Annotated in this window: 11 protein-coding genes and 2 pseudogenes; 7 read left to right on the top strand and 6 right to left on the bottom strand. The window is 67.0% G+C overall.

The features are described from left to right. The 3 genes and pseudogenes from KGM94_RS19820 to KGM94_RS19810 all read left to right on the top strand — a co-directional run. Nucleotides 1–197, top strand: a pseudogene (locus tag KGM94_RS19820) (enoyl-CoA hydratase); the annotation flags it as partial. 2 nt (nucleotides 198–199) lie between these two features. After that, entirely contained in the window at nucleotides 200–961 is a 762-nt protein-coding gene (locus tag KGM94_RS19815) for a hypothetical protein (protein ID WP_300263228.1), read from the top strand. 96 nt (nucleotides 962–1057) lie between these two features. Then, a complete protein-coding gene (locus tag KGM94_RS19810) occupies nucleotides 1058–1348 on the top strand; it encodes an acetate--CoA ligase family protein (RefSeq protein WP_366526257.1) in 291 nt (96 codons plus the stop codon). Here KGM94_RS19810 and KGM94_RS19805 read toward each other — a convergent pair. From KGM94_RS19805 to KGM94_RS19795, 3 genes are read right to left on the bottom strand one after another with little or no spacing between them, the layout of a single operon-like run. Further along, entirely contained in the window at nucleotides 1335–2141 is an 807-nt protein-coding gene (locus KGM94_RS19805) for an enoyl-CoA hydratase/isomerase family protein (RefSeq protein WP_300263224.1), read from the bottom strand. The two genes, KGM94_RS19810 and KGM94_RS19805, sit on opposite strands and share 14 nt — an antisense overlap. Nucleotides 2142–2163: 22 nt before the next feature. After that, on the bottom strand, nucleotides 2164–3324 hold the full coding sequence (locus KGM94_RS19800; protein ID WP_300263223.1) for an acyl-CoA dehydrogenase family protein: 1161 nt from the start codon (nucleotides 3322–3324) through the stop codon (nucleotides 2164–2166). A gap of 19 nt (nucleotides 3325–3343) precedes the next feature. Further along, a complete protein-coding gene (locus KGM94_RS19795) occupies nucleotides 3344–4408 on the bottom strand; it encodes an acyl-CoA dehydrogenase family protein (protein ID WP_300263220.1) in 1065 nt (354 codons plus the stop codon). 231 nt (nucleotides 4409–4639) lie between these two features. Here KGM94_RS19795 and KGM94_RS19790 point away from each other — a divergent pair, with 231 nt between their 5' ends. Continuing rightward, on the top strand, nucleotides 4640–5425 hold the full coding sequence (locus KGM94_RS19790; RefSeq protein WP_300263218.1) for an SDR family oxidoreductase: 786 nt from the start codon (nucleotides 4640–4642) through the stop codon (nucleotides 5423–5425). Between the two features lie 86 nt (nucleotides 5426–5511). Here KGM94_RS19790 and KGM94_RS19785 read toward each other — a convergent pair whose 3' ends face one another. Together KGM94_RS19785 and KGM94_RS19780 are read right to left on the bottom strand one after the other, a co-directional pair. Further along, nucleotides 5512–5784: a GlsB/YeaQ/YmgE family stress response membrane protein gene (locus KGM94_RS19785; protein ID WP_300263216.1), complete on the bottom strand. Its 273-nt coding sequence runs from the start codon at nucleotides 5782–5784 to the stop codon at nucleotides 5512–5514. 38 nt (nucleotides 5785–5822) lie between these two features. Further along, nucleotides 5823–6407, bottom strand: a complete 585-nt coding sequence (locus tag KGM94_RS19780) for a YidB family protein (protein ID WP_300263214.1) — start codon at nucleotides 6405–6407, stop codon at nucleotides 5823–5825. Nucleotides 6408–6704: 297 nt separating this feature from the next. Here KGM94_RS19780 and KGM94_RS19775 point away from each other — a divergent pair, with 297 nt between their 5' ends. Beyond that, the gene (locus KGM94_RS19775) at nucleotides 6705–7148 is read left to right on the top strand and encodes a CAP domain-containing protein (RefSeq protein ID WP_300263213.1); all 444 of its coding nucleotides are present in this window, start codon (nucleotides 6705–6707) and stop codon (nucleotides 7146–7148) included. Between the two features lie 29 nt (nucleotides 7149–7177). On the opposite strand, the gene KGM94_RS19770 is transcribed toward KGM94_RS19775, so the two are convergent. Next, nucleotides 7178–7783, bottom strand: coding sequence for a hypothetical protein (locus KGM94_RS19770; RefSeq protein WP_300263211.1), 606 nt, complete (start codon nucleotides 7781–7783; stop codon nucleotides 7178–7180). Between the two features lie 260 nt (nucleotides 7784–8043). Between KGM94_RS19770 and KGM94_RS19765 the strand changes: the two genes are divergently transcribed. Beyond that, entirely contained in the window at nucleotides 8044–9561 is a 1518-nt protein-coding gene (locus KGM94_RS19765; RefSeq protein WP_300263209.1) for an AMP-binding protein, read from the top strand. Nucleotides 9562–9585: 24 nt separating this feature from the next. Next, a pseudogene (locus KGM94_RS19760) lies at nucleotides 9586–9871 on the top strand (RraA family protein); the annotation flags it as partial.

The raw sequence follows: 9871 nt of genomic DNA, 5'->3' as shown, positions 1-9871 counted from the left end.
CGCTGTCGCTGGCGCAGGGCCCGTCGATCGCACTCGGCTACATCAAGCGCAACATCAACAATGCCGAGCATCTCGCGCTGGAGGACTGCTTCGACGGCGAGGCGATCCATCACACCCGCTGCGGCGACACCGACGACCACAAGGAGGCCGCAAAGGCCTTCGTCGAGAAGCGCAAGCCGGCGTTCAGGGGGCAGTAGCCATGGCGAGCTATCTGCGGCTGCGGCAGATCTGCCTGGTCGCGCCGCATCTCGAACCGGTCGTCTCCGACATCGCCGCCATCATGGGCCTCGCGGTCTGTTACCGCGACGGTAATGTCGCCAAATACGGCCTGGAGAATGCGCTCCTGCCGGTCGACACCATCCTGCTGGAGGTGGTCGCACCGTTGCAGGACGGCACCGCGGCGGGCCGCTTCATCGAAAAGACCGGCGGCCGCGGCGGCTACATGGCGATCTTCTGCTGCGACGATCCCGACGCGGTCGGCCGCCGGGCCAATGCGCTTGGCGTCCGCACCGCGAACGTGATCGACCATGCGCCCTATCACGGCGTGCAACTGCATCCACGCGATTGCCGCGCCGCCTTCATCGAGCTCAACCACACCGCCGGCAGCGACGATATCCTGGGGCCCTATCCGCCGGCGGGACCGGATTGGCAAAAATCCATCCGCAAGGACGTGACGCAGGCGCTCACCGGCGTGGAGATGCAGAGCCCGGACCCGCGGGGCCTCGCCGAGCACTGGGGCAAGATCATCGGGATCGCGGCGACGAAGCTCGGCAATGGTGCGGAGCTGAAGCTGCCCAACTGCAGCTTCCGATTCATCGAAGGCGACAGCGAGATCATGAGCGGGCTCGACTTCAAGGTCTGCGACGTCGCACGCGTCTGCGATGACGCCAAGGCGAAGAGGCACGTGGTGTCGGGCAATGCGTTCGCGCTCGGTGGGGTGACGTTCCGGGTTTCAACCTAGACGTCTGCGTAGCTCTACATTGAGTCGTCATGCCCGGGCCTTCGCCACGCCGAAGGGGCTTCGGCCCCGCAGGCGGGACAGGCCCGGTCATGACGAGTGAACGACCGAGCAAGGAACGACAACAGGAATACGCCGGAACCGGTCAGCGCGAACGAGGCGGCTTCGATGCTGGCAGGCTTGAAGGCGGCGCCGCTGCTGAACGGTTTTCGGGGCGCCGCTAAGGTCGACGTCGGCGTGCTGGCGCAGCTGATAGCCGCTATCTCCATGCTGGCTGCGCGTCATGCGCAGGGGATCGTCGAAGTGTGTGCGCGGAGAGAACCCCTTCCGACGCTTAGCGCCACCTTCTCCCACAAGGGGCGAAGGAAGAAAGTGATCACCGCCCCTTGAAGTTCGCCACCCTGCGCTCTTCCGTGGCCTTCACGCCTTCCTTGAAGTCTTCGGTGGCGCGGAGCCGCGTCTGTTCGGCGAGCTCGTGATTGGTGGCGGCCATGACGCGGTCGGCGAGGCCTGCGCGCATCGTGCCGCGGGTGGAGAGCAGGCCGAGCGGAGAGCATTCGGCGATCTCGCCGGCGAGCTTCATCGCGGCGGCCTTGACCTGGTCCTGCGGCACCAGCACGTTGGCGAGGCCCCATTTGTAGGCCTCTTCGCCGGTGACGCGGCGGCTGGTGTAGAACATCAGTTCCGCATTGTTCTTGCCGATCAGCTCGGGCAGCGTCGTGGTCAGGCCGAAGCCCGGATGGAAGCCGAGCTTGGTGAAGTTCGCCGAGAAGCGCGCCTCGGGGCATGTGACGCGGAAATCCGCGGACACGGCGAGCCCGAGCCCGCCGCCGATCGCGGCGCCCTGCACGGCGGCCACGATCGGCTTCTTGGCGCGGAAGATGCGTACCGCCTGGATGTAGAGATGGTTGATCGCGCCGAGGCTGTCGGCCGGATCGCCTTTGGCCTCACGCGCCTCCTGCGCCTGCCGCGCCGGATCGTTGAAATTGGCGCCGGCGCAGAACGCCTTGCCCTGCGCCGACAGCACCGAGGCGCGGATCTCGATGTCGCGGTCGAACTCGTCGAGCGCGTCCGCGATCTGGTTGATCAGCGAGATGTCGAAGAAGTTGAGCGGCGGACGGCGGATCTCGATGGTGCCGACGTGCCCGACCTTCTCGACGCCGATATCTTTGTAGGTGCTCATGATGATCCTCGATTGATTCTATTCAGCGCAGGCCGAGCCCACGGGCGATGATGCCGCGCAGCACTTCGGTGGTGCCGCCCTGGATGGTGAGCTTCGGCGCGGTCTTGATGGCGAAATCGAGCTGCCGCTCCAGCGTCTCGCGGTTGGTCGCGGTCTCCTCGACGAAGGCGGCGAGGTCGCGCACGCGGTGCGGCAGCTGCTGCTCCCAGACCGTGCCGATGTCCTTGACGATGGAGGCTTCCACCACCGGCTCCTTGCCCGCCTGCAGCATGCCGGCGACGGAGACCGACATGCGCCGCATGGTGTGGAGCTGCGCCACGAGGCGGCCGATGCCCTCGGCGCTGCGCGTATCCGGCTCGTCGCCGACCGCGCGCACGAGCTCGGTGAGCACGTAGTAGGTCTCGAGGAAACGCTCGGGGCCCGAGCGCTCATAGGCGAGCTCGCTGGTCGCCTGTTTCCAGGCGCCGTCGACCTCGCCGAGCACGTGATCGTCGGGCACGAAATAGTCGGTGAAGACGACCTCGTTGAACTCGTACTGGCCGGTGATCTGCCCGATCGGGTTCACCTGGATGCCCGGCTGCTTCATCTTGACCAGGAACTGCGTCAGCCCGTGGCGGCGGTTCTCCCTGGTGGGAGCCGAGGTGCGGAAGATCGCGATCATGTAGTCGGCGATGTGCGCCGACGAGGTCCAGATCTTGGTGCCGTTGACGAGATAGCCGCCGTCGGTCCTGGTCGCGCGGGTCTTTGCCGCGAACAGGTCGGAGCCGGAGTTCGGCTCGCTCATGCCGATGGCGAAGCACAGCTCGCCGCGGCAGATGCGCGGCAGGATGTCCATCTTGACGTGCTCGGGCGCGTATTTCAGCAGCACCGGCCCGCTCTGGCGGTCGGCGACGAAGAAGCGCCGCGTCGGCGCGTTCGCCACGCGCATCTCCTCGGTGACGACGTAACGCTCGAGGAAGGAGCGTTCCTGGCCGCCATATTTCTTCGGCCAGGTCATGCCGAGCCAGCCCTTGGCGCCGACCCGGCGGGAAAATTCCGGCGCGTCGGTGTCCTCGCGGTTGGGCTTGTGCGGATCGAAGGTGCCGGCGGCGATCTCGTCGGCGAGGAAGGCGCGCACTTCCTTGCGCAGTTGCTCGCACTTTTCCGGCAGGCGGATCGGATCGAAACGGAGGGCAGCGGTCATTGTTGTCTCGTTCCCCTAATCAGCGCGAAGCCACCAGCGGCCACAATTCGTCGGCGCCACGGTGGGCGACCAGCCTGCCGAGTTCGACGGCCCAGTGGCTCTCCGAGCCGAAATCGTCGCGCCAGGCCAGCGCCCGCAGCGAATAGCGGTGCAGGATGTGCTCCATGGTGAAGCCGATCGCGCCGTGCACCTGATGGGCGATGGCGCCGCCCTTCTCGGCGGCTTCCGCGCAGCGGATCTTTGCGGCGGCAGCTTCGAGAAAGATGGCTTCGTCGAAGAATTTTGCATTGGCGATCGCATCGGCTGCCGAGGTTGCGGCGGCGAGCGCCGCGGCGGATTCGCCGGCGAGTCTTGCGAGGTTGTGCTGCACCGCCTGGAATTTCGAGATCTTCTTCTCGAAGGCGACGCGCTCGTTGGAGTAGCGCACGGAAATGTCGAGCATCGATTCGAGCGAACCCGCGATCTGCAGGCTGCGTGCGACGCAGCCCATCAGCATCAGGGTGTTCTGGTCAAACCCCTTCGGCGCCGGCTTGGTCGTGATCGGCTGCACCTTGTCGAACGTCACGGTGTCGCTGTTGTCGTAGCCGACATTGAGCCCGGCCTCGATGCGCGCCCGGGCGGCGTCGACCAGCGCGATCGAGAGCCCGCCATTGCCCTGCGCCAGCACGGCAAAATGCTTCGCCGCCTTGGCGAAGGGCACGCTGCGGGCGCGCCCCGAAAGCGAGCCGTCGGGATGCAGCGTGATGCGGTCCTTGGGCGAAGCAGGGGCCACCGTCATCTCGCCGTCCGGCGAGGCGATCTTCGCCTGCGCCAGCAGCCAGCCCGCGAGCATGGTCTCGGCCAGGGGAACGGCGACCGCAAAGCGGCCGGCGGCGTTCAGCAGCGCAAAGCCGTCGGCGAGGCTCGCGCCGGAGCCGCCGCAATCCTCCGGCACCCAGGACAAGGGCAGGCCGGCTTCGCTCAACGCCTGCCACAGCGGCGCTTTCCACGCGCCCTTCTTGTCGTGGTTGATGGTCTGCGGATCGGCGAGATCGGAAAAAATCTTCTCCGCGGTCTCGACGACGATGTTGTCACTCTCCGCCACAGCGTTCCCCGTGCTCTTGAATTGGCAGCCCGCTCGCGGACAGGCATGCGGTCTCTTCTTGCGCCCGATGATCTGAAAAAGCCATGGTCCTGACAAGCGTTGATCGCAAGCCCTCCTGCGGCGCCGGCATGGGCCAGCTAATTCCGCTTAGCGGAGTTTCACCGATTTGCAGGCGATATGAACTCCGCTAAACAGGGCGCCGGCATTCGCAAGAGAAGAGAGGACATCCGGATGGCAAAGGACGGCTTGTGCGCAATCGTGACGGGGTCCGCATCCGGCCTGGGGGCGGCCACCGCGGAGATTCTTGCCAAGGGCGGAGCGCGGCTCGTCATCAACTATTCCTCGAGCAAGACCGAAGCCGAGGCCACGGCGGAGGTCTGCCGCAAGGCGGGCGCGGCCGAGGTGCTGGTCGTGCAGGGCGACGTCTCGCGCGACGAGGACTGCCGCAAGCTCGTGGCGGCGGTCGAAAAATGGGGCCGGCTCGACGTGCTGGTCAACAATGCCGGCACCACCAAGCATGTCGCGCATGGCGATCTCGCCGGGCTGTCGGCGGAGGATTTCCAGCGCGTCTACGGCGTCAACACCATCGGCCCGTTCCAGATGGTGCGCGCCGCGCGGAGCCTTCTGGAGGCCGCCGCCAAGGCGTCTGGTCGGCCGTCGTCGGTGGTGAACGTGTCCTCCGTCGCCGGCATCAGCGGCGTCGGCTCCTCGATTGCGTATGCCGCGAGCAAGGGCGCGCTCAACACCATGACGCTGTCGCTGGCGCGTGCGCTCGCGCCCGCCATTCGCGTCAACACCGTGTGTCCCGGCTACATCGACACGCCCTGGTTCACCAAGGGCCGTGGCGCGGAGGGCGCCAAGCAGGTGCGCGACATGGTGGTGTCGAAGGTCCCGCTGAAGGTCGCGTCCTCGGCGGAGGATATCGCCCAGCTCGTCTGCTTCCTGGCCTCGCCCGCGTCCGGCAACATGACCGGCGAGATCGTACGCATGGATGCCGGGATGCATCTGATCACGTGAGTGCGCACACTTCCTCTGCCGTCATGGCCGGCTTGGCCCGGCCATGACGGTTTGAAGCAGCCTGCCTCTTCCCTGACGGCGTGCCGTCACCCCTTGATCACGCCGCTTGCTACCAGGCGGTGCCAGATGAACAGCACCACCACCGCGCCGATGGTGGCGGTGATGAAACCGGCGCCCTGGTCGGGGCTGTAGTGCCCGATGGCCTGGCCGATCCAGGTGGCGAGGAACGCGCCAGCGATGCCGAGGATGGTGGTGAGGATGAAGCCGCTCGGGTTGTTCGGGCCCGGCGCCAGCCAGCGCGCGATGACGCCGGCGATGAAGCCGACGACGATGATCCACAACAGGCCGCCCATGCTCATGTCCGTATTCCCCCTTCTTGAAGCGAATCGAATGAGACTCAGATCCGGCCCGAGAGCTCGTGCTCGGTCGGCAGCCGCCCATCCGGCGTCAGATGGTCGATCACCTGTGGCAGGTACTCGCTGAGGCCGGCGAGCAGTTCGTCGCGCGACAGCCCGCTCTGGGCGGAGAGCTGGCTGATCTGGTCGGCGCCGAGCGCGTTCGCCAGATCGCCTGGTGCGATCGGCTTGTTCGGACCCTTGCCGACCCAGGAGTTCGCGGTGTCGCTCTGGCCGCTCTTCTGCAACTGGTTGAGAAGGTCGCCGAGCCCGCCGCTGATGACGCTGCCGGCCGCGCCGCCGGCGATCAATCCGCCAAGCCCGCCCTTGAGCACGTCGCCAAGACTTCCACCAAGACCTCCGCCAAGCCCACCGCCGGTATTCAGGGGCGGCGGCGCAGGCGTCGGAGAGGGTTGCGGCGCGGTGCCGGACTGGTTGTTGGTGAAATGCTTGAGCGTTTTCCAGGCGAGCAGGCCGAGGATCGCCATGGTGAGTGGCGACATGCCGCCGGACGATTGGGATGAGCTCGGCGCGGCCGGTCCGCGCGGTCCGTGCTGCATGCCGTTGAGGACGTCGAGTAGACCCATGGCGTTCTCCTGCCGCTGTGCTGCCCCCGAGGCGACAACATATTGGCCTCTCGTGACGGTTACAAGGCGAGGCGGTAGCCGCAAGGACGCCGCGGCCGCGCAGTGGGCATCAGGCACGGCCTCTGCTATCGAAGGCAGCGGCGACGCCGGGGGATGTGAGGAGATCAGGAGAGGCACGATGAAGCTTCGTTTGACCCGATGGATCGCAACCGCGGCGAGCGGCCCGGCCGCGACCGCCGCACTGGGTAATCCGCCGGTCGCCACGCACCGGCACACCAAGAAGAAGCATTCGAACTGATGCGCGCCGTCTTGTTGCGGCTGGTTACGCCGTTGCTGGCCTTCGGCATTGTCCTCGTGCATGCGTCGGCCGCGCTTGCCGCCGACTACGCCGGCCCCATCAGCGCTTATCGCCGCGCCCATGGCCTGCCTGCGGTGAAGGGCGACGCCAGGCTCAATGCGGTGGCCCTGACGCAGGCGAAGGCGATGGCGGCGAGCGACAAGGTCAGCCATTTCGTTGCCGGCAGCTTTGTGACCCGCGTGGCCATCTTGCGCAAATCGCGCGCGGCCGAGAACATCGGCGCGGGCTTCCTCACCTTCGGCGAGATGCTGAAGCAGTGGGAGGCCTCGCGCGGCCACCGCGAGAACCTGCTGATGCTCGGCGCGCGCCGCGTCGGCGTCGCCTTCGTCGACAATCCCAAATCGCCCTACCGGAAGTTCTGGGCGATGGTGATCACGGACTGAGCGCCCCGGAACGACGGATGCGGGGACGACTATCCCTTCTTCTTGCCGGGGGAGGAGCCGAACAGCCGCTTCAAATCGTTCCATCCTTCCGACAGCCGCGGCCATTCGCAGGAGAACGAGCCCCTCACACAAGCCGCCCCGCGCGGGCGCCGCGCGTCGCCGCCGGCGACCGGGAACTGCTTCGGCCGCTGCACGGGAACGGGCACACGCTCGGCCTCGCTGCGCAATGACACCCGCTGGATCTGCTCCCGCTGTTGCTGCTGCCGCGCGGCGGCTTCCGCCGCGACGTTGCTGCGGCGCTGGGCGGCGAGATAGCTGGTGTAGGATTCGTCGATCTTCTTCTGCTCGTCCGGCGTCGGATTGGGGCCGGCGATGTCGAAGGTGCGGTCCTGCAGGAAGTCGTAATAGGTGTAGCCGCCGCCCGGCTTCCGGCGGCCGGCGAACTTTGCGTTGCATTCGGCGAGCGCCGCCGTCTTCTCCGCTTTGCTCGCGGATTGTTCGGCGCGATCGGCGCAATCCTCGAAATCGATCGGCGCCCGCTTCCACCATTGCGCATCGGCACGCGTCGCCGGCAGCAGGAAAAATCCTGCAGTCGAGGCGAGGAGCAGCGCAGTGCAACGCGATGAGGTCGACATTCGGCGGCTGTATTCCGTACGGGACTCAACTGGAACTGAATCAGGCGAATCTTTGCCTGCTTCTCGTCCGCTTGTCACCCGTGGAACCCGACAATTTCGTGGCCGTGCTGCTGACATTTTGTGCTTGACGTGGCCGGGGGCACGCCTGCTCGCAGTCGCGAAACCGAAGCGTTTGCCGGGCTTGCGGCGGCTGTTACACTTTCCGGGCATGAACGCCCCGCAGGACGACGGGGCGGCCCGAAACGAGTTGGAAACGCCTGATGTTGCTGCCCCTTGCCGACGTGCCGCGCTTTTACGCGGAGCGCAAACCCTCCGAAACGATCGCCGTCCGCCATGGGCAGGACACGCTGACCTGGGACCAGCTCGAGCGCGGTGCGAACAGGCGCGCGCGGGCGTTCGCCGCCAAGGGCGTCAGACCCGGCGATTTCGTCGCGATCGGGCTGCCCAACGGCAACGCCTTCTTCGAGACGACGTTCGCGGTATGGAAGTGCGGTGCGACGCCGACCTCGCTGTCCTGGCGGCTACCGCGCGGCGAGGCCGCCGCCGTGCTCGACGTCCTCAAACCCGCGCTGGTGGTCGGCGGCGAGGCCGACTGGAATGCGGCAAATCGCCTGCCGGCGGATTTCGTGCCGGAGGGCTTTTCCGACGAGCCGCTAACGCCGCCGGTGGCGCGCTACTGGAAGGCCATGACCAGCGGCGGCTCGACCGGTCGGCCCAAGGTGATCCTCGATCACCAGCCCGCGGTGACCGATACGCTTGCGGCGCCGCTGCTCGGCATGCCCCTGGGCGCCTCGCTGCTCAATCCGGGCCCGCTCTATCACAACGCGCCGTTCATCGTGTCGCATTCTGCGCTGTTCGCGGGCGGCAAGCTGACCGGTCTCGTCAAGTTCGACGCCGAGGAGACGCTGCGGCTGATCGAGCGCGAGCGGGTGCAATGGGTCAATTTCGTGCCGACCATGATGCACCGGATCTGGGCGCTGCCCGACCGCGTGCGCAACGCCTACGACCTGTCGAGCCTGCAGATCGTGTTCCACATGGCCGCTCCGATGCCGCCCTGGCTGAAGGAGAACTGGATCGAATGGCTCGGGCCGGAACGGATCTGGGAGCTCTATGGCGGCACCGAGCGGCAGGGTGCCTGCGTGATCTCCGGCGTCGAGTGGCTGGAGCACAGAGGCTCGGTCGGCAAGATCGGCGAGACGGCGAAGCTGCGCATCATCGGTGAGGACGGCAACGACGTCGCGCCGGGCGAGACCGGCGAAATCTATTTCCTGCCCAATGAAGGCGCGGGCTCGACCTATCACTATCTCGGCGCCGAGCCGAAGCGCCGCGCCGACGGCTGGGAATCGCTCGGCGACATCGGGCGGCTGGACGCGGAGGGTTATCTCTATCTCGGCGACCGGCTCGCCGACATGATCCTGCGCGGCGGCGCCAACATCTATCCGGCCGAGATCGAGGCGGCGGTGTCGGCCTGTCCCGGCGTGCGCTCCTGCGTCGTGGTCGGCCTGCCGGATCCCGAGTTCGGCCAGCGCGTGCACGCCATCATCGAGCCGGAGCCGGATGCGGAAGGGCAGGCGATCGCCGACGGCATGGCCGATTTCCTGAAAGACCGGCTTAGCCGCTACAAGCATCCGGAGAGTTTTGAATTCGTCGAGACGCCGCCGCGCGACGATTCCGGAAAGGTCCGCCGCACGCTGCTGCGCGACGAGCGCGCCGCGTGGCTGAAGGAGAATCGGCCGTTCCGCATCCTGCCCTCCAACGCCCGCGTTCTCGCGGACTGAGTGCAACGATCAAGGATCATTTGCATGACCATCACCATTGCGGCCACCAGCGTGCCGAAGCCGCCGAAGGATCTGCTCGAGGGGTTTCGCGGCGCGCCGACCTCGGTCATCTCGGACAATCTCGCCCGGCTGCCCGGCGCGGTGGGGCTGCGTCCGTTTCACCGCGGCGGGCCGCTGCTCGGCGTCGCCTTCACGGTGCGCACGCGTCCCGGCGACAATCTCGCCATCCATCGCGCGCTCGAGATGGTCGGGCCCGGCGACGTCATCGTCGTCGATGGCGGCGGCGATGAATCGCGCGCGCTGGTCGGCG

The sequence above is a fragment of the Bradyrhizobium sp. genome, assembly GCF_028868675.1.
Lineage (GTDB): Bacteria > Pseudomonadota > Alphaproteobacteria > Rhizobiales > Xanthobacteraceae > Bradyrhizobium.
This window is presented reverse-complemented; position numbering and strand designations above follow the sequence as displayed.